Source organism: Paraburkholderia sp. PAMB 6770 (assembly GCF_057748135.1).
This window is the reverse complement of record NZ_CM173238.1, coordinates 1,650,535-1,670,070: the sequence shown is the minus strand read 5'-3', so window position 1 is coordinate 1,670,070 and position 19,536 is coordinate 1,650,535. Positions and strand designations below refer to the sequence as shown.

General features: G+C 68.7%; 16 protein-coding genes. 7 read left to right on the top strand and 9 right to left on the bottom strand.

Annotation, left to right across the window (positions count from 1 at the left end):
• Entirely contained in the window at window positions 1-1,545 is a 1,545-nt protein-coding gene (locus tag AC3AP7_RS07640) for an efflux transporter outer membrane subunit (protein ID WP_475764279.1), read from the top strand.
• A 188-nt stretch (window positions 1,546-1,733) separates the two neighbouring features.
• On the opposite strand, the gene AC3AP7_RS07635 is transcribed toward AC3AP7_RS07640, so the two are convergent.
• Window positions 1,734-4,202: a penicillin-binding protein 1A gene (locus tag AC3AP7_RS07635; RefSeq protein ID WP_475764280.1), complete on the bottom strand. Its 2,469-nt coding sequence runs from the start codon at window positions 4,200-4,202 to the stop codon at window positions 1,734-1,736.
• Between the two features lie 523 nt (window positions 4,203-4,725).
• On the opposite strand from AC3AP7_RS07635, the gene AC3AP7_RS07630 reads away from it, so the two are divergent.
• The 3 genes from AC3AP7_RS07630 to AC3AP7_RS07620 all read left to right on the top strand — a co-directional run bounded on the left by AC3AP7_RS07630 (window position 4,726) and on the right by AC3AP7_RS07620 (window position 7,587).
• Window positions 4,726-5,358, top strand: a complete 633-nt coding sequence (locus tag AC3AP7_RS07630; RefSeq protein ID WP_475764281.1) for a plasmid mobilization protein — start codon at window positions 4,726-4,728, stop codon at window positions 5,356-5,358.
• A 329-nt stretch (window positions 5,359-5,687) separates the two neighbouring features.
• Complete coding sequence (locus AC3AP7_RS07625; RefSeq protein ID WP_475764282.1) at window positions 5,688-6,368, top strand: PspA/IM30 family protein; 681 nt, start codon at window positions 5,688-5,690, stop codon at window positions 6,366-6,368.
• An 82-nt stretch (window positions 6,369-6,450) separates the two neighbouring features.
• On the top strand, window positions 6,451-7,587 hold the full coding sequence (locus tag AC3AP7_RS07620) for a tetratricopeptide repeat protein (protein WP_475764283.1): 1,137 nt from the start codon (window positions 6,451-6,453) through the stop codon (window positions 7,585-7,587).
• Window positions 7,588-7,644: 57 nt separating this feature from the next.
• On the opposite strand, the gene AC3AP7_RS07615 is transcribed toward AC3AP7_RS07620, so the two are convergent.
• On the bottom strand, window positions 7,645-8,292 hold the full coding sequence (locus AC3AP7_RS07615) for a TetR family transcriptional regulator (protein WP_475764284.1): 648 nt from the start codon (window positions 8,290-8,292) through the stop codon (window positions 7,645-7,647).
• Window positions 8,293-8,427: 135 nt separating this feature from the next.
• Between AC3AP7_RS07615 and AC3AP7_RS07610 the strand changes: the two genes are divergently transcribed.
• Together AC3AP7_RS07610 and AC3AP7_RS07605 are read left to right on the top strand one after the other, a co-directional pair.
• Window positions 8,428-9,924: a flavin-containing monooxygenase gene (locus tag AC3AP7_RS07610; protein ID WP_475764285.1), complete on the top strand. Its 1,497-nt coding sequence runs from the start codon at window positions 8,428-8,430 to the stop codon at window positions 9,922-9,924.
• 70 nt (window positions 9,925-9,994) lie between these two features.
• Entirely contained in the window at window positions 9,995-10,966 is a 972-nt protein-coding gene (locus AC3AP7_RS07605; RefSeq protein ID WP_475764286.1) for an alpha/beta fold hydrolase, read from the top strand.
• A 289-nt stretch (window positions 10,967-11,255) separates the two neighbouring features.
• On the opposite strand, the gene AC3AP7_RS07600 is transcribed toward AC3AP7_RS07605, so the two are convergent.
• The 4 genes from AC3AP7_RS07600 to AC3AP7_RS07585 all read right to left on the bottom strand — a co-directional run bounded on the left by AC3AP7_RS07600 (window position 11,256) and on the right by AC3AP7_RS07585 (window position 15,350).
• Window positions 11,256-12,074, bottom strand: a complete 819-nt coding sequence (locus AC3AP7_RS07600) for an ABC transporter permease subunit (protein WP_475764287.1) — start codon at window positions 12,072-12,074, stop codon at window positions 11,256-11,258.
• Window positions 12,071-13,006: an ABC transporter permease subunit gene (locus AC3AP7_RS07595; RefSeq protein WP_475764288.1), complete on the bottom strand. Its 936-nt coding sequence runs from the start codon at window positions 13,004-13,006 to the stop codon at window positions 12,071-12,073. The genes AC3AP7_RS07600 and AC3AP7_RS07595 overlap by 4 nt, the downstream gene beginning before the upstream one ends.
• On the bottom strand, window positions 13,003-14,169 hold the full coding sequence (locus AC3AP7_RS07590; protein ID WP_475768041.1) for an ABC transporter ATP-binding protein: 1,167 nt from the start codon (window positions 14,167-14,169) through the stop codon (window positions 13,003-13,005). Before AC3AP7_RS07590 ends, AC3AP7_RS07595 begins: the two co-directional genes overlap by 4 nt.
• An 80-nt stretch (window positions 14,170-14,249) precedes the next feature.
• Window positions 14,250-15,350: a polyamine ABC transporter substrate-binding protein gene (locus tag AC3AP7_RS07585; protein ID WP_475764289.1), complete on the bottom strand. Its 1,101-nt coding sequence runs from the start codon at window positions 15,348-15,350 to the stop codon at window positions 14,250-14,252.
• A 449-nt stretch (window positions 15,351-15,799) separates the two neighbouring features.
• Between AC3AP7_RS07585 and AC3AP7_RS07580 the strand changes: the two genes are divergently transcribed.
• Window positions 15,800-16,003 (top strand): DUF1289 domain-containing protein, encoded by a 204-nt coding sequence (locus AC3AP7_RS07580; RefSeq protein ID WP_475764290.1) that lies wholly within the window; start codon window positions 15,800-15,802, stop codon window positions 16,001-16,003.
• 23 nt (window positions 16,004-16,026) lie between these two features.
• Here the strand turns inward: AC3AP7_RS07580 and AC3AP7_RS07575 are convergent, their stop codons facing one another.
• From AC3AP7_RS07575 to AC3AP7_RS07565, 3 genes are all read right to left on the bottom strand, one after another.
• A complete protein-coding gene (locus tag AC3AP7_RS07575) occupies window positions 16,027-16,683 on the bottom strand; it encodes an OmpW/AlkL family protein (protein WP_475764291.1) in 657 nt (218 codons plus the stop codon).
• A 70-nt stretch (window positions 16,684-16,753) separates the two neighbouring features.
• Entirely contained in the window at window positions 16,754-17,944 is a 1,191-nt protein-coding gene (locus tag AC3AP7_RS07570) for an NAD(P)H-dependent flavin oxidoreductase (RefSeq protein WP_475764292.1), read from the bottom strand.
• Between the two features lie 138 nt (window positions 17,945-18,082).
• Complete coding sequence (locus tag AC3AP7_RS07565) at window positions 18,083-19,330, bottom strand: LysR family transcriptional regulator (protein WP_475764293.1); 1,248 nt, start codon at window positions 19,328-19,330, stop codon at window positions 18,083-18,085.
• Window positions 19,331-19,536: the final 206 nt, after the last annotated feature.

Below are 19,536 nucleotides of genomic sequence, written 5' to 3'. Positions count from 1 at the left end.
ATGACGCGCTCCCTCTTCACTCACCGCCGCCGCGCCGCGTGGCCGCGCGCGCTCCGGCATGCGGCGCTCGGCAGCTCGGCGCTGCTGGTCGTCGCGTGCGCCTTCGGACCGGACGGCAAGCCGCCGGTCATGCCGTCGCCCGCGCACTACGGCGTGCAGCCGCAACCGGCCCATACGGTGCGCGCGCAGGGCGTCGCCCAGCAGTTCGCCGTCGGCGCGCATCCGGTGCCCGCGTGGTGGCGCCTGTACCGCTCGGACGCGCTCGACGCGCTCGTCGACGAGGGGCTGCGCAACAGCCCGACGCTCGCCGCGACCGACCACAGCCTGACTGCGGCGCGCGAGCAGTTGCGCGCACAGGTCGGCAGCTCGCTGCTGCCGACGCTCGACGCCGGCGGCCAGGCCGCGCGCCAGCGCGCGCTGGCGATCCCGGAGGAAGGGCCGAACACGTTCCTGTACAACACGTTCGTCGGCCAGTTGCAGGCGCATTACACGATCGATCTGTTCGGCGCGGCGCGCCTTGCGAACACCGCGCTCGCCGCGCGCGTGAACGTGCAGGTATTCCAGCTCGAAGCGGCACGACGCGCGCTGGCTGCGAACATCGTCAGCGCCGCGCTGACGGCCGCGGCGCTGCACGCGCAGATCGACACCACCGAGCGCCTCGTCGCGCTCGCCGACGCGCAGGCGCGCGATGCGCAGCAGCGCTATGCGCTCGGCGCGATATCGCGTGCCGATCTGCTGGGCACGCAGCAGGACGCGGCGACGCTCGCCGCGGGCCTGCCCGGTCTGCGCCAGCAATGGCTCGTGTCGCGCCACGCGCTTGCGGTGCTGCTCGGCCGCACGCCCGACGCCGCGCCGCCCGATCTCGTGCTCGCGCAACTGCATCTGCCCGACCAGGTGCCGGTCGTGGTGCCCTCGGAACTGCTGCATGCGCGGCCCGATATCCGCGCCGCCGAAGCCGCGCTGAAGGCCGCGGCGGCCGAAGCCGGCGCCGCCACCGCGCAGATGTATCCGAGCCTGTCGCTGTCCGCGACAATGGGCCAGGGCGGCTTCGACTGGCCGGCAGCCCTGTCCGGCGCGGGCGCGTTGTGGTCGGTGATGGGCTCGTTGTCGCAGCCGCTCTTCCACGGCGGCGCGCTCGTCGCGCAACGGCGCGCCGCGCTCGCGAGCTACGACGCAGCGGTGTCGCAATACCGCCAGACGGTGCTCGCCGCGTTCCAGAACGTCGCCGATACGCTCGCCGCGCTCGATCACGATGCGCAGGCGCTCGCCGCGGCCAGCACCGCCGCCGGGGCCGCACAGGGCATCGCGACGGATACCGCAGCCCGCTACCGGCTCGGCGCGGTGCCGCAGACGGCGGCGCGCACCGCCGAACAGCAGTGGCGCAACGCGCAGCTCGAACAGATCCGCTACGAGGGCGCGCGCCTCACGGACACGGCCGCGCTATTCCAGGCCATGGGGACGCCGCCGGCCTCGCCCGCTGCCCCGGGCGGTCCGCATGAACCGCAGCGGCTGCATGACGAAGCGGGCGCCGACAGCGCCGGCTGAAGCGCGCGCATCGGGCGCGCATCGGGCGCGCTGCAGGCGTGATGCAAACCGCTCGCCCAGATAAAACGGGCGGCGCACCCGGTGCGCCGCCCGCCTCTTCGACCCTCCAGCCCTCCGACCGTCCGGCCCTGCGGCCCGAACCGCACGTTTTCCACACGGTTCGCACGTCCCGCACGGTCCGCACCCGCTCAGGGCTTGTTCGATTCGAACAGGTTCATGATCTGCTGTTTCTCCGCGGAGGTGACCGCGGGCGGCGTCATCCCTGCCGGGCCGACGTTGCCGGTGGCGTCGCTCGCGCTGCCCGGCGGATTCGCGGAGTCGAGCCCGATGCTCGCGACGAAGCCGTTGCCCGGCGTCATGTCCGAGTAGTAGAGCTCGCCGCCGATCGATGCGACCGAATCGGGCATCGCCGGCTCCGCCTGCGGCACGCCGCGCAGCGCACGTCCCATGTAGTCGACCCAGATCGGCAGTGCGAGCTGCGCGCCGAATTCGCGGCTGCCGAGGCTCTTCGGCTGGTCGTAGCCCATCCACGCCACCGCGACGAGCGACTGCTGGTAGCCGGCGAACCAGCCGTCCTTCGCGTCGTTGGTCGTACCGGTCTTGCCCTGCAGGTCGGAACGGTGCAGCACGTTGGTGCCCGCGCCGGTGCCGGAGGTCGCCACCGAATGCAGCAGGCTGTTCATGATGTACGCGTTGCGCGCGCTGATCGTGCGCGGCGCATTGCGGCCGGCGACGAGCGGCTGCGCCTGCGCGATCACGTTGCCTTGCGCGTCGGTCACCTCGCTGATCAGGTACGGATTGACGCGGTAGCCGCCGTTCGCGAACACCGCGTAGCCGGTCGCGGACTGCAGCGGCGTGACGAGGCCCGCGCCGAGCGCCATCGGCAGGTACGGCGGCGTCTTGTCCGGATCGAAGCCGAAGCGCTGCGTCACGTAGTCCTGCGCGTATTTCGTGCCGATGTACGACAGGATGCGGATCGACACGAGGTTCTTCGATTTTTCGAGCGCGACGCGCATCGTCATCGGCCCTTCGGGCTGATCGTCGTCCTTCGGCTCCCACGCCTGGCCGCCCGGCGTGCTCGGCGGGAAGTAGAGCGGCGCGTCGTCGATGATCGTCGCCGGTCCCAGCCCCTTTTCGAGCGACGCCGAGTAGATGAACGGCTTGAAGCTCGAACCCGGCTGGCGCCACGCCTGGGTCACGTGGTTGAACTTGTTCTTGTTGAAGTCGAAGCCGCCGACGAGCGCGCGGATCGCGCCGTCCTGCGGCGCGAGCGACACCAGCGCGCCTTCGACCTGCGGCAGCTGCGTGATCTGCCAGTTGCCCTTGTCGTCGGCCATCAGGCGCACGATCGAACCCGGCCGGATGCGCAGCGCAGTCGAGGCGCGCGGACTGAGCCCCGCAGCCGCGAAGCGCAGCCCCTCGCCGGTCACGTCCGCCTCGGTGCCGTCGAGGAACTGCACCTGCACGTCCTTCGGGCTCGCCGCCGTGACGACCGCGGCGACGAGGTTGCCGTTGTCCGGATGGTCGGTGAGCGCATCGTCGATCGCCTGATCGCGGTCGTCGCCCGCGGGCGGCAGCTGCACGAAGCCTTCCGGGCCGCGGTAGCCGTGGCGCCGCTCGTAATCCATCACGCCCTTGCGCACCGCGTCGTACGCGGCGTTCTGATCGGCCGAGTCGATTGTCGTGATCACGTTCAGGCCGCGCGTATAGGTCTCTTCCTTGTACTGCGCGTACATCATCTGCCGCACCATCTCGGCCACATACTCCGCGTGCACGCTGTACTCGTTGCCCGGGTTCTTCGTGTGGATCGGCTCGTTGACCGCTTCCTCGTATTGCGCCTGGGTGATGTAGTTCAGCTCGAGCATGCGCTTCAGGATGTACGCCTGGCGAATCTTCGCGCGCTTCGGATTGACGATCGGATTGAACGCCGACGGCGCCTTCGGCAGGCCCGCGAGCATCGCGCATTCGGCGAGCGACAGGTCCTTCAGGTTCTTGCCGAAATAGACCCGCGCGGCCGCCGAGAACCCGTAGGCGCGCTCGCCCAGGTAGATCTGGTTCATGTACAGCTCGAGGATCTGGTCCTTCGTCAGCGCGCGCTCGATCTTGTACGCGAGCAGCATTTCGTAGATCTTGCGCGTGTAGGTCTTCTCGCTCGACAGGAAGAAGTTGCGCGCGACCTGCATCGTGATCGTGCTCGCCCCCTGCGCGTTCGCGCCGTGCAGCAGGTCCGTCGTGCCGGCGCGCAGGATGCCGATGAAGTCGACGCCGCCGTGTTCGTAGAAGCGGTAGTCCTCGATCGCGAGCACCGCCTTCTTCATCTGGTCCGGGATGTCCTGGAAGCGCACGAGATTGCGCCGCTCCTCGCCGAACTCGCCGATCAGCACGTGATCGGCCGTGTAGACGCGCAGCGGCACCTTCGGCCGGTAGTCGGTCAGCGCGTCGAGCGAGGGCAGCTGCGGCTCCATCACGACCATCGCGTAGCCCGCGATCAGCCCGCCCACGACAGCGAGCGTAGCCAGCAGCCCCGCGCACGTGAGCGCGACGCGCGCGAGCAGCGAGCGCCCGCGCGGTGTGCCGCTTCGTGGCTGGCGTTGATGGGGATCCCGGTCGTTACCGCCCGGTGCTTGAGAGGATTGCGGTCGTTTGATGATTGGCATGACTCGAATGATGGGCGCGTGACTGCACGCCGGCTGCGCGCACGACGTGCGCGCCTGGCTCCTAATCGCGACGTGGCGTGACGCAGGAATACCGCCGCCGCACCCCGAGGCGCGGCACAGGCGACGCCCGGCGGACACCGGCGCCACCGCGCGGCGCTACACCCCCGGCTTGCCGCGCGATGCGCCCGGACCGGCTCCGGCGCAACGTAACAGCGCATTTTAAAGAAATCAGACGCTACGCTACGCGATTTTTTTTGTAAGAAATCCCTCAAGAGGGCCCCGAATCCCGTCAAAACCGCGCCGTGGCGGCGCTCGACGGCCTGGATCCGCGCGTCGCGCCGGTTATCAACAGAAAGTGTTGAAAGGCCTGTGGACAAGCCTCGTGCAAGCCGCCCAGGTCATTGACGCAACAGCCGTTTTCCCGCGCCGCCCGTTTCGCATCCGCGCGACTCGCCTTATGATGGACCGGCGCGGCGACCGCGCGCGATCCGCCGTCCGACGCTAGCCAGTCTGCGAGCCGAACATGAACAAGCCCAGCGAACGCATTGTCGTTTTCGTGACACCGGCGCAAAAACGCGCGATTTCCGCCGCCGCGCAGCGGCTCGGCCTCAGCGTGAGCGAACTGATGCGCCAGGCCGTACTGAGCTTCGGCGCGACCCGCGAGCAGGTGAAGGCGGCGAGCCTCGTCGACCGGCTGCGCGCGCCGCGCGAACCGGATGCGCTCAATGCCACGCTCGGGCGGCTCGCGCGCGGCAATGCGCCGCCGGATGACGCGCCGGAGCCCCCGCCCGGCGCGGCGCCGCAGCGTGCGCAGACAGCGGCGCGCGGGCCGGCGCGCCGGGGCGGCGCGGCCGCGCCGCTGGTGGCGGACGCGCACACGTCGCCGCTGCCGGCCGACGTACTCGACGCACTCGCGCGCACGCCCGAGCAGGAGGCCGCCGCGGCCCGCGCCGCGGCGGTCGCGCGCGTGACGTCGGCGCGGGCGCAGCCGTTCACGCCGCCCGCTTCGCCGGCCCCGGCGCCCTCGCCGGACGGCGCAACGCCGCCGCGCCGCGCCCGGCGCCGCACCCGCGACGATGCCAACGACGATGCCAACGACGCCGACCGTGCCGCCTCCGGCGACGATCCGCTGCCCGGCGAAGGCCGTCTCGCGTAGCACGCCGCCGCGCGCATGCATGCCATAGCCGCAATGCGCCCCGCGCACGATTTCGCCGGTCCTCGCGCCGCGCGCGCGTGCAAAACACGCCGGAACGGCGGCCGGCGCGCCGCTTTAAGGCGTGTTTAAGCGATCGCGTGGTGTAATATCCGCCGGCCGCTGACGCACGGACGCCTCCGCCGCGCGCAGGGAAGCCGCGGCGGCGCCCCTTGCAATTCGCGCGTGCGCCCCGATCTGCGCTGCTGCGTGCGCGGTCCCGCGCGCGGCGGCGTAGACTGGTGCGCAGGTGCGCGGATCGTCAGCGCCGCTTTCAATTCACGGAGGTATTCATGTCGCTATTCGACAGCATCACGCGTACGGTCAAGGGGCTCCTGAACGACGCCGCCGACTCCATGCAGGATCCGTCGCGCGATGCACGGCAAATCGTGCGCGAACTCGACGACAGCATCGCGAAGGCGGAAAACTCGCTGATCGAGATTCAGGCCCAGGTGGCCACGCAGCAAAGCAAGCGCGACGTGGCAGCCGACAAGGCCCGCAAGTACGAAGACGGCGCGCGCCGCGCGCTGCAGACCGGCGACGAAACCCTCGCGCGCGAAGCGCTCGCCGCGCAGGCGAACGCCGAAGCGGAGCGCGACGCGCTCGCGAAGGAACTCGCCACGCTCGAACCGTCGGTCGATCATCTGAAGAGCCAGATCGACGACATGCGCGCGCGCCGCAACGACCTGAACGCACGCTCGAACATCCTGCAGGCGAAGCAGGAAATCGCGCAGGCGAAAGACGTCGCGGCGAGCGCGCTCGGCGGCATCGGCGGGCGCAATCTCGCCGACGACTTCCAGAAGCTCGAAGACAAGGTCACGATGTCCAATGCCCGTTCCGACGCGCGGCTGAACTCGGCCGACACGAAAAGCGGCAAGGCGCTCGACGACAAGCTCGCGGCGCTCAACCGCGGACCGTCTGTCGACGACCGTCTGGAAGCGTTGAAGAAGCAGCTGAACACGCCGGCCCAGTAAGCCGTCGTGCAACGGCCGGCGCGTCTCGCGCCGGCCGCAACGATTGTCATGGAGGCGGGCGGCCCGTCGCCCGGTCCGAAACATGAAAAAACTCTTTGCAGTAGCCTGCGCGGCGCTGATGTTCGCAAGCGGGGCCGCGTTCGCGGTGCCGAGCGTGCAGCAGATCGAATCGTCCATGGCGAGCCGCAACTGGCCGCAAGCGGAAAGCCAGCTCAACGAAGTGCTGAAAGCCTACCCGGACAACGCGCGCGCGCACTACCTGTACAGCGAGGTGCTCGACCGCGAAGGCCGTTCGGCCGACGCGCTCGCACAGATCCAGCAGGCGAAGACGCTCGATCCGCAGATCCGCTTCACGGACGCGAGCCGCTTCGCGCAGACCGAGGCGCGCATTCGCCGCGACGCGGAACGCGCCGGCGGCAGCGCGCGCCCGTCGCCGTCCGCCTACGCGCAACAGGACGCGGGCATCGCCGCGCCGCAACGGCATGGTCCGCCGCTCGGCATGTGGATCGGCGTCGCGGTCGTGATCGCGGGGATTGCGCTCGTGCTGCGCTGGACGTTGCGCCGCGCGCGCACCGTCGAAGACTCGCGGGCCGACGACGAGCGCCGCGCGCAACTGAAGCGCGCGACCGAGCAGCTGAACGCGGTGCGCACGCTCAAGCTCGACGTGAAGCTCTCCACGCTCGCCGGACACGAGGCGCTCGAAAAGGAAGTGGAAGCGATCGAAGCCGAATTGCGCGGCCTCGTCGAGACCCTGTCGGGCGGACCGAATCCGGTTCCGCCGTACCAGCTCGACGAACTCGATCAGCGCATCGCGAGCCTGAAGGCGCGCGCCGACGGCCGCCCCGATCCCGCCGCGGCCGCGCCCGCCGCCGACACCGAATCCGCGTATGCGCGCGAAGCGGAACGCTTCGGCGCGCCGCCCGGATCCTACCCGTACCCGCCGCAGCCGCCCCAGCAGGTGATCGTGCAGCAAGGCGGCGGCTTCGGCAGCGGCATGGGCGGTCTGCTGACCGGCGTGCTGCTCGGCGAGGCGATGAATGCGGGACGCGAGCGCGAGGTGATCGTCGATGACGAAACGCGGCGGCCGCGCGATCCGGGCAACGGCGGCAACGACGACAGCCTCGATTTCGGGCAGGGTCCGAACGACTGGGACGACGGCAGCGGCGGCGGCGGCGTCGACCTCGGCAACGACGATTCGGGCGGCTGGAACGACAATTGACCCGTGCGGCGCAAGGCCGCGCGCGAACCGGCTGAACGGGCGCGCCGCCGGTCCTGTTCAGCGGTCCCCCGTCGACGGCGCACGGTGCTGCGCCAGCACCTGCGCACCGACGAACAGCCGCACGATGAAACGCTCGGCATAGCCGAGCAGCGCATCGCGATGCGCCGCGGCGACGATATACTCGCGCGACAGATGGAACAGCTGCAGCACGATCTGCGTGCAGATCTCCTCGACAGTCGCGCGCGTCAGCGCCGGCATCAGATCCAGCTGCACGACGTCGTCGGCCATCTCGGCGGCCACCTCGGTCAGATTCGCGCGGACCGCGTCGCGCAGCACCGGCGAGGTGCCGTGATACTCGGCGAGCGCGCTCAGAAAAACGTCGCGATTGTCGAGCGCGAAGCCGAAAAACGCCGCGCACGCGCGGCGCGGCACGCTGAGCGGCTCGTCGTGCGCGGCGAGCCAGCGCTCGCGGCGCAGCACCGGCCGCAACCGCCGGCTCACCGCCTCGACCGCTTCGCGCGCGAGGTCGTCGAGCGTGTCGAAATGACGATAGAACGTGTTCGGATTCAGCCCGGCCTCGCGCGCCACCTCGCGCAGCCCGAGCGACGCGAAGCTGCGGCCGCCGGCCGTCAGCCGCAGCGCGGCATCGATCAGCCGGCGTTTGCCGGGCGCAAGGTCGGACTCGGGAGCGGCAGCAGATTCCATGATCGTCGTCGAGGGGGCGCAACGGCTGCACTGTAACCGATCTTGACGCAAGGTGCACACTTGTCTACTCTGCGCGTTACGCCGTAGACAGTTGTAGACATCGACCCCGTTTCCGCCGCCAGGAGAGTCCCGCGCATGCCGTCCCCGTCCCGCGCCACGCCACGCATCGCCATCGTCGGAAGCGGCTTCGCCGGCATCGGCATGGCAATCCGTCTGCGGCAGATGGGCATCGGTACGTTCACGCTCTACGAGGCGGCCGACGACATCGGCGGCACCTGGCGCGACAACGCGTATCCGGGCGCCGCCTGCGATGTGCCGTCGCATCTGTACTCGTTCTCGTTCGAACCGAACCCGGCGTGGTCGCGCGCCTACGCGAGCCAGGCGGAAATCTTCGCGTACCTGCAGCACTGCGTGCGCAAGTACGGGCTCGCGCCCTTCGTGCGCTGCGGCACGCGCGTCGCCGCCGCGCGCTTCGATGCGCAACGGCAGTGCTGGCGCCTCGACATCGAGGCGCGCGGCGAGACCGGCGAAACCGCGCGCACGTCGCTCGACGCCGATATCGTGATCGCCGCGAGCGGGCCGCTGTCGCGCCCCGCGCTGCCGTCGATCGCCGGGCTCGAACGCTTTGGCGGCGCGCTGTTTCATTCGGCGCGCTGGGATCACGACTACCCGCTCGACGGCAAGCGGGTCGCGGTCATCGGCACCGGGGCGAGCGCGATCCAGTTCGTGCCACGCATCCAGCCGCGTGTCGGACAACTCGCGCTGTTCCAGCGCACCGCGCCGTGGATCATGCCGAAGCCCGACAAGCCGGTCAGCTCGCGCGCGCAATGGTGGTTCCGGCACCTGCCGCTCACGCAGCGGCTCGTGCGCAGCGCGATCTACTGGCAGCTCGAATCGCGCGCGCTCGGGTTCGTCGTCAATCCGAACCTGATGAAGTATCCGATGCGCTTCGCGCTCAGCTATCTCGAACGCCGCGTCAAGGATCCGTTGCTGCGTGCGCGGCTCACGCCCGATTACCGGCTCGGCTGCAAGCGCGTGCTGCTGTCGAGCGACTACTACCCGGCCGTGTCGCAGCCGAACGTCGAACTCGTGACCCGCGCGATCCGCGAGATCGTGGCCGACGGCATCGTGACCGAAGACGGCGTGCATCGCAGGTTCGACGCGATCATCTGCGGCACCGGCTTCCAGGTCAACGACGTCGGCGCACCGTTCGACGTCACCGGCATCGACGGCGCCGAACTCGGCGCGCTGTGGCTGCGCGACGGTCCCGAAGCCTATCTCGGCACCAGCATCGCGGGCTTCCCGAACTTCTTCATGATGGCCGGCCCGAATACCGGGCTTGGCCACAACTCGATGATCTACATGATCGAGTCGCAGATCCGCTACATCGCCGACTGCCTGCGCGCCCTCCAGCAGCGCGGCGCGCGCTCGATGAACCTGCGCGCCGACGTGCAGCAGGCCTTCAACGCGCGCCTGCAGCGGCACATGCGCCGCTCGGTGTGGGCGAGCGGCTGCCATAGCTGGTATCAGACGAAAAGCGGCAAGGTCACCGCGATCTGGCCGGGCTTCACGTTCAGCTTTCGCCGCCGCACGCGGCGCGTGCGCGCGGACGACTATCGCTTCGCGCGCTGAGCCGTTTCGCGACGCCCGCCGCCCCGTCCGGCGAGCGCGACCCACACGACCCACAACCCGGGAGACTCCGATGGCCAGCCTCGAATCCGCCGACCCCGCGACGCCGGCCGCGCCGCCGCCACGCTCCCTTGCCGCCCGGCTCGGCCTCACCAGCGTGCCGCGCGCGCGGCTGCGCGAGCGCTACACGCAGCACGGCTCGAAGTTCATCGACCTGATGGGCGCCCAGGTCCATTACGTCGACGAAGGCCAGGGCGACACGCTCGTGATGATCCACGGCTTCGCGTCGTCGCTGCACACGTGGGACGCGGTGGCCGCCGACCTCGCGCGCGACTACCGCGTGATCCGCTTCGACCTGCCGCCGTTCGGCGTGACCGGCCCGCTGCGCACGCCCGACGGCGCAATCGCGACGATGGACCTGCCGACCTGCCGGCGCTTCGTCGACACGCTCATCGACGCGCTCGGCATTGCGCGCGCGACCTTCATCGGCAACTCGCTCGGCGGCCTGCTGTCGTGGGACTATGCGCTGCGGCACCGCGACGCGGTCGAGCGGCTCGTGCTGATCGACTCGGCCGGCTTTCCGATGAAGCTGCCGGTCTACATCGGCCTCTTCAACAGCGCGCTGGTGCGCGCGAGCGCGCCGTGGTGGCTGCCGGAGCCGATCATCCGCAGCGCCGTGCGCAACGTGTACGGCGATCCGCGCAGGCTCGCGCCCCCGGTGCTGCGGCGCTATGTCGAGTTCTTTCACGGCGAAGGCGCGCGTGCCGCGATCGGCAAGATGGTGCCCACGCTCGATTTCGCCCAGCTCGACACGGCGGCGCTGCAGACCCTCGACGTGCCCACCCTCGTGTTGTGGGGCGAACGCGACCGGTGGATTCCGCCCGCCCATGCGGGCGAGTTCGCGCGCCGCATTCCGGGCGCGCAATCCGTAATGTATGCCGGGCTCGGCCACATCCCGATGGAAGAAGCGCCGCAGCGCGTTTTGGCCGATCTGCGCGCGTTTCTGACGCGCGGAACGACGGCGGCGGACCCGGCGCACGAGTGACAGGAGTGTGATGGTGCAGCCATTTGATCCGGACTACGAATCAAATGGTGTGCGCATCGCGCTGCGTGCCCCATCCCGTGCGCAACAGGCAGGGACGCCCGCGCACGCGACGCCTCGCCCCTGCGACGCACACCGCGCGCGGACCGTTCAGCCCGCGCCGCCGAGCAGCTTCAGCAGCGCCCACAGGAAGCGTACCGCGACCACGATCAGTTCCCAAAGCTGATCAAGCTGCTGCCACAACCCTGACGAGAACATCGCCCCGCTCCCCGGATTCGCGCGTGCCCGCGCATCAGGCCGCGAGCGCCGTGCGCCTGCGCTCGGTACGCTGCACCACGTGATTGCCGACGATCACGCCGACCGTGACGACGCCGATAAACAGCGTCGCGAGCGCATTCATCTCCGGATTCAGCCCGAGCCGCACGCGCGAGAACACGACGAGCGGCAGCGTGGTCGAACCCGGTCCGGACAGGAACGCCGACAGCACCACGTCGTCGATCGACAGCGTGAACGACAGCAGCCATCCCGCGACCAGCGCCTGCGAAATCAGCGGCAGCGTGATCCAGAAGAACACGCGCAGCGGCGTCGCGCCGAGGTCGAGCGCAGCCTCCTCGATCGACGGATGCAATTCGCGCACGCGCGACTGCACGATGATCGCGACGTACGACATGCACAGCATCACGTGACCGATCCAGATCGTGAAGAAGCCCCGCTCCGCCGGCCAGCCGAACCACTTGCCCATTTCGATGAAGAGCAGCAGCAGCGAAATCCCCTGGATCACTTCGGGAATCACGAGCGGCGCGTTGATCATCCCGGTGTACAGCGTGAAGCCGCGAAAGCGCCCCATCCGGGCGAGCACGAAGCCCGCCCAGGTGCCGATGAAGACGGACGCGAACGCCGTCATCAGCCCGATGCGCAGCGACAGCCAGGCGGCGGAGATCAGCTCGTCGTCGGTCAGCAGCGCCGCATACCAGCGCGTCGAGAAGTGCGTCCAGATCGTGACGAGTTCGGAATCGTTGAACGAGTAGACGATCAGGCTCAGGATCGGAATGTAGAGAAACAGGAAACCGATGCCGAGCGCGAGGATCTGCAGGAAACGGTTCGGCTTCATCGGCGTCGCCCCTCCTCCAGCGCCTTCGCCTGCGCGTACTGGAACAGCGCCATCGGCACGAGCAGCAGCAGCACCATCGCGCAGGTCACCGCCGACGCCATCGGCCAGTCCGCGTTGTCGAAGAACTCGTTCCACATGACGCGGCCGATCATCAGCGTATTGGCGCCGCCCAGCAGTTCCGGAATCACGTACTCGCCCACCGCCGGAATGAACACGAGCAGGCAGCCGGCGATGATGCCGTTCTTCGACAGCGGCAGCGTGATCTGCCAGAACGCCTTCCACGGCTTCGCGCCGAGGTCGTACGCGGCTTCGAGCAGCGTCAGGTCCATCTTCACGAGATGCGCGTACAGCGGCATCACGAGAAACGGCAGGTACGAGTAGACCATGCCGATGTAGACCGCCGTGTTCGTGTGGTACAGCTCGATCGGCGTGTGGATCAGGCCGGCCGATATCAGGAAATTGTTCAGCAGTCCGTTGTTTTTCAGAATGCCGATCCATGCGTAGACGCGGATCAGGAACGACGTCCAGAACGGCAGCATCACCGCCATCATCAGGATGTTGCGGGTCGCCGGGTTCGAACGCGCGATGTAGTACGCCATCGGGTAGCCGAGCAGCAGGCACAGCAGCGTCGACACGGCGGCCACGACGACCGAGTTCACATACGTCGCGAAGTAGAGGCTGTCCTGCGCGAGGAACGCGTAGTGCGACAGATCGAGCGCGATATGCAGCACGCCGTCCTTGAACGCCGTCAGCTCGGTGTACGGCGGGATGCCGAGCTGCATGTCGGCGAAGCTGATCTTTACGACGAGCAGGAACGGCACGAGGAAGAACAGCACCAGCCACACGAACGGGCCGGCCACCACCGCGCTGCGCCCGCTCAGGCCGAAGCGGCGCGCGGGCCATGTGAAGAACGAGGTGAGCGCGCGGTTCATGACGTGAGCACCACCCCGGCGGACGCGCTCCAGCGCACGTAGACCTCGTCGCCGAACGCGGGCGGATCGATCTCCGACAGTGCGAGGCTCGTCACGTTCGCGATCACCGTCTTGCCGCCTTCGAGCCTCACGTGATAAAGCGAATAGCCGCCCATGTACGCAATATTCGTGACGACGCCCGTGCCCCAGTTGTACGCGCCCTCGGGCGGCTTGCGCGTGAGCGCGATGCGCTCGGGCCGCACCGAGATCGTGACCGGCATGCCGAGCGGCCCGGTGATCCCGTGGTTCACGTACATCCGCACCGGCAGATCGGCGGTCTCGACGAACACGTGATCCGGCTCGTCCTCGACGACATTGCCGTCGAACAGATTCGTCGAGCCGATGAACCCGGCCGAGAAGCGGCAGTTCGGGAACTCGTAGACCTCGTGCGGCGTGCCGGTCTGCACGATCTCGCCCTCGCTCATCACCGCGAGGCGGCTCGCCATCGTCATCGCCTCTTCCTGGTCGTGCGTGACCATGATGCAGGTCACGCCGACGCGTTCGAGAATGTTGACCAGTTCGATCTGCGTGCGCTGGCGGATCTGCTTGTCGAGCGCCGACATGGGCTCGTCGAGCAGCAGCAGTTTGGGGCGCTTCACGAGCGAGCGCGCGAGCGCGACGCGCTGCTGCTGGCCGCCGGAGAGCTGATGCGGCTTGCGCTTCGCGAACCGCCCCATCTGCACGAGATCGAGCGCGGCCTGCACGCGGTCGGTCAGTTCGGCCTTGCGCACGCCCTCCTGCTTCAGCCCGAACGCGACGTTCGACTCCACCGTCATGTGCGGAAACAGCGCATACGACTGGAACATCATGTTGACCGGCCGCCGGTACGGCGGCATCTGCGCGAGGTCCTCGCCGTCGATCAGGATCTTGCCCGCCGTGACGGTTTCGAGCCCGGCCAGCATGCGCAGCAGCGTCGACTTGCCGCAGCCGGAGCTGCCGAGCAGTGCAAACAGCTCCCCCTTCCTCACCGACAGGTTGACCTGCCTGACCGCCGCCGTTTCGCCGAACTTCTTGACGACGTCGACGACCTGCACGAAATTTTCTTCCGCGTGGACCGCGGCGGCCTGGCTGCCCGAAGGCGGCGCACCGGCTGCGGCCGGCGCGCCCGACTGGTCACTGCTCATGATCTGGGACATCTCTGCAGCGTGTGAATGAACAAAGCCCCCGGAGGACGCCGGGGGCTTGACGATAAAGACGTTGACGCCTAGCGGCCCGACTTGAACTCGGTCCACAGCCGCGTCTGCAGACGCTGGATTTCAGGCGGCAGCGGCTTGAGCAGGAACAGCGTCTTGATCACGTCCGGCGGCGGGTAGACTGCCGGATCGTTCGCGACGTCCTTGTCGACGTACTTGCGCGCTTCGAGGTTCGCGCTCGGATAGTAGACGGCATTCGTGATCGCCGCGTGAACCTGCGGGGTCTCGATGTAGTTGATCCATTCGAGCGCGGCTTCCTTGTGCTTTGCGTCCTTCGGGATCGCCATCACGTCGAACCACACCGGCGCGCCGCCCTTCGGAATGTAGTACTCGATGTCATACGGCTTCTTCGCCTCGAGCGCGCGGTGCTTCGCGATCACGACGTCGCCCGACCAGCCGTACGCGAAGCAGATGTCGCCGCCCGCGAGGTCGTTGATGTAACCCGACGAATTGAACTGCGTGATGTACGGACGGATCTTCTTCAGCATCGCGAGCGCGGCTTCGTAGTCGGCCGGGTTCGTGCTCATCGGATCCTTGCCGATATAGTGCAGCGCCGCCGCGAACATCTGGTCCGGCGCATCGAGCACCGAGACGCCGCACGACTTCAGCTTCGAGATGTACTCGGGCTTGAACAGGATGTCCCAGTTGTTCAGCGGCACGTCCTTGCCGAGAATCTGGCGAACCTTCGTCACGTTGTACGCGAGGCCGGTCGTGCCGTATGCCCAGGGCACCACGTAGCGGTTGCCGGGGTCGGCGCCCGCGACCAGCTTCATCAGCGACGGGTCGAGATACTTCAGGTTCGGCAGCTTCGACTTGTCGAGCGGCGCGAAGATGCCGGCCGCGATCTGCTTGCCCGCGTAGTTGCTGGTCGGCACGACGATGTCGTAGCCCGAGTTGCCGGCGAGCAGCTTTGCCTGCAGCGTGTCGTCGCTGTCGTAGTTGTCGTAGCGGACCTTGATGCCGGTCTGCTTCTCGAAGTTCGGGATCGTGTCCTTCGCGATGTAGTCCGACCAGTTGTACACGTTCAGCTGCGTATCTTTCGCGCTGGCCGTCAGCCACGGCGCGGCGCACAGGACAAGCGCCGCAAGCCGGCGCACTGCGATTCTTTTCATCTGGTTCTCCAACCGGCCCGGCCGGGCCGACCCATTTTATCCACGCTTCGGCGCGGCGCCGCCGCACCCCCCTGAGAAACCCGAACGCTACCACTAAATATTGCCCCGCACAAAAAAAATGCGGGGGTGTCGTGCAAACGGCACAGCGCATGCCGCACGGCATGCGCGGCATCGCACGCCGTCTCACGATCGCGCGCAATTTTAGCGGGTTATGGCCGGCTGTCCACTCTTGAAAATACCGGGTACGGCTGGAGGCCGGCGGGGCGCCCGGCGCGGATGCCCGGCCGGTTCGTGCGGTATGCGCACGGTATGGGTGATGGGAGATGAAGTCCGTGTGCAAGCTCGCGCACCGGCGGTGCGGCGGCCGCGCCATGCGAGGCGCGGCGGGGCCCGGCCGCGCATCGGGTAACATGGCGGCACGTTCCTGCTTTTGTGCCCTCCGGCCCGCGATGACCTCGAATCTTCACGACCTTCCCGACAGCCCCTGCATCGGCGTCTGCTCGACGCTTTTCGACGAAGTCTGCAAGGGCTGCGGCCGCACCGCGATGGAGGTGGCGAACTGGGTATTCCTGAGCGACGAGGAGAAGCGCGCGGTGTGGACGCGCATCGAACAGGAAGGCACGGCGATGCGTTTTCGCTACGACAAGCTGTAGCGCGGCGCGTGCGCGGCCCGGACTCAGAAGCGCATGCCGACCCCCACGCCCACCACGACCGGATCGATGTCGAGACGCCCCAGGCCGCTGCCGTTCAGCGCGGCGTCCGTATGCATCCAGATCTTCTTGATGTCCGCGTTGACGAACACCCGCTTCGTCACCTGCACGTCGACGCCTGCCTGCAGGGCCGGTCCGAAGCTGTGGCCGGTGATCGACACCGGCGCGCCGCCGACGTTCAGGCCGTTGTTATAGAACAGCGTGTAGTTCAGGCCGGCGCCCAGGTACGGCCGGATCATGCCCTGGTGATTGAAGTGGTACTGCAGCAGCAGCGTGGGCGGCAGCACGTTCACCCCGCCCAGATTGCCGAGGCTCGACGTCACCTGGTGCCGCGACGTCGCAAGGATCAGTTCGACGCCCAGGTCGTCGCGCAGCATGTACGTGAAGTCGAGCTCGGGGACCGTTGCATTGTTGACGTTCACGTCGAGCGTGGACAGCGCGCCGCTCGTCTGTGCGTTCGGCACGATGCTGATCGCGCGTAGTCGCACCAGCACGTCGCCCGCGTGAATGCCGCCCGTGTCGCCGGCATCGTCCGCCCATGCGGGCGAGACGTGCGCGCCGAGCGCGAGCAGGCTTGCCGCCGCGCCGGCGGCGCCGATCAGGCGTGTGAGTCGAGTCTTCATGCTTATCCCCGTTGGGTGTGGTCATGCAGGGGATTGTCGAAGTCTGTCCCGCGGCCCGGGTTGACGCCCGTCAAGCGAGCGAGAACGCGCCGCGGCCTGCGACAGGCGGCCGCACGACGCCCGTCAGCAACAGTTCGAGCAGATCGCGCACGCTGCGGATGGCCTCGCCGAACGGCAACGCGTCGCGCCCGCGGAAAAACAGCCCGTTCGCGACATCGCCGCGCAACGCGGCCGCGAGCCGCGTATCGATGCAGAAGTGGCCGAACTTCTCGATGCCGTCGCGCAGCCCGCAGACGGCCAGACACTCCAGCGCGGTCGCACAACGCTGCCTGCGCGCCCCCAGCTTCTCGCGCACCCGCGCCTCGTGATGCAAATATCGCGCGAGCCACGGCGTCCTGACCGCACGCGCAGGCAGTCCCGTCACGCTGACAAACTCGACGATCTCTTCGGGCCGCGCCTGCGCGAGCACCTGCTTGAACGCAGGATGCGCATCGCCCTCCTCGGTGACGGCGAACGGCGTGCCGAGCTGCACGCCGTTCGCGCCGGCGTCGAGCCAGCGCCGCACGGCCGCGTGGCTGTTCACCCCGCCCGCGACGATCAGCGGCACGTCGGCACGCGACACGCCGAGTGCCGTGAAGAGTGCGTCGACTTCGTCGAGCACGCGCGCGAAGTCGAAGCGTTGCGCGCCGATCTCCGCGAGGTCGGTCACGCCGAGGTGGCCTCCCGCATGGGCCGGATGTTCGATCACGATCGCATCGGGCAGCCGGCCCTTCCTGAGCCACTTCTTCAGCACCAGTGCGACGCCGCGGCTGTCCGACAGGATCGGGATCAGGGCGATGTCGTGCCCGCGCACGACATCGGGCAGATCGAGCGGCAGACCCGCCCCCATCACGATCGCGTCGGCGCCGTTCTCGCATGCGATTCGTACGGAGTCCACATGATCGGCAACGGCCTTCATTACGTTGACTGCGATCATCCCGCGTCCGCCGGCAAGCGCGCGCGCCGCGCGGATTTCGCGGGCGAGCGCGACGCGGTTCGCGTGCAGGAGCGCCGCCCGCCCGGGCTGCGCACGACAGACATCGAGCAGATCGGGATGATGATGACGCAGATCGATGCTCGCGATCGTGCCGAGCGCGCCTTCGCGCGCGACGCTGCCCGCGAGCCGGTGGGCGGAAATCCCCACGCCCATGCCGCCCTGCACGACCGGCAACAGCGCACGGCCGCGAATCGTGAGCGGCGCAAACGGATGAGAAGAAAGCATGACACCCCGGATCGGCGATGGAAAACGTCGATGATCGCGGTTTGCGCGCGGTGTGCATTGCGCGGGATCAAACGGCTGCCGCGTCACGCCGCGCACGCGTGCCGCGCGTTGACCTGCGTCATGGAGCGCTCGCGCGCCCTAGCGCCGGATGACCCGCGTCGTGCGCGCCACTTCGCCGACCACCAGCCGGATCGCGTCGATCAGCGCGCGCGCCGCCGGCGACGGCGTGCCGCCTGCGCGCAGCGTGAGACCGATGTCGCGGCTCGTGTTGCGGGTCGGCACGTCGAGCACGGCCAGCTGGCCGGACTGACGTTCGTAATGCAACTGCTGTGCGGACAGGATCGCGAGCATGTCCGTGCGCAGCAGCAGGCCGCGAATCACCGCAAGATCGGCGGACTCGACGCTCGGCACCGGCGGCCGAAGCTTCGCGCGCCGGAACATCGCATCGAAAAGCCCGCGCGCGGGCGACTGGCGGCGCGACAGGATCCATTGCGCGCCGGCGAGCCGCGCGAGGCTCAGATTGCGCTCGGCGGCAAGCGGATGATCGCGGCGCGCGAGCACGACCAGATCTTCCGACATCAGCGTTTCGTGGTCGAGACCGCTTGCAGGATCGTTCGGCCGCAGCGCGCCGAGGATGAAATCGATGTCGCCCGCGCGCAATCCGCCGACGAGCGTCTCGTAGGCGCTTTCGTCCGTCGTGATGCGCACGCCCGGGTAGCGCGCGACGACCCGTGCGATCGCTTCCGGCAGGATCAGCGTGCGCCCGAGCGGCAGCGCGCCGACGCTCACGCTTCCCTGGATGCTGCCGCGCAGCGCGGCGATGTCGTCGGCGATGTGACGCAGTTCGTTCAGCGCGCGCCGCACATGCAGCAGAAACGTATCGCCGTCGCTCGTCAGCAGCAGGCCACGCGGATTGCGATAGAAGAGCGCCATGCCCGCGCCGCTCTCGACGATGCGCACCGCGCTGCTGACAGCCGGCTGCGTGATCCCGAGCGCGCGCGCAGCGCTCGGCATGTGCCTGTGGCGCGCGAGCGTGGCGAGCAGTTCAAGCCGCCGCGTGTTCAGCAGATACGCCGGCACGCTACCGTCCGCGAGCGCCTGACGCGGCGTGCGCCGCGCGCGGCTCCAGCGCGCGAGGGTGTCCAGCTCCGCGAACACGCGCTCGCTGCGCTCGAGCACGGCGCGGCAAACCGGGGTCGGCAGCATCCCGGACGGCTTGCGGTCGAACAGCCGTTCGCCGAGCGCGGCCTCGGTTTCCTGCACCGCGCGCGTGACGGCCGACTGCGCGCGAAACAGCGCGACGGCAGCCCGGCTCACGCTGCCGTGCACGGCAATGACCCGCACGGCATGCAGATGGGCAAGATTCGGTAGCGCACTATTGTTCATCGGAAGTTCATCGGAATGCGCTTCAACGCGGCGAGGCAAGCAGCATGCTGCCCACGCCCGGCACCCAGTATAGCCGCACGCAGCAGGCCTGCGACACGCGTAACGACCGCGCGGCGTCACCTGCGAACTGGTTCTGAAGCCATCTGTTCTGTTTATCGACCCGACAGCACGCGGGGTACGGCCGCGGCCGGCCCTGGGCGCGAGGC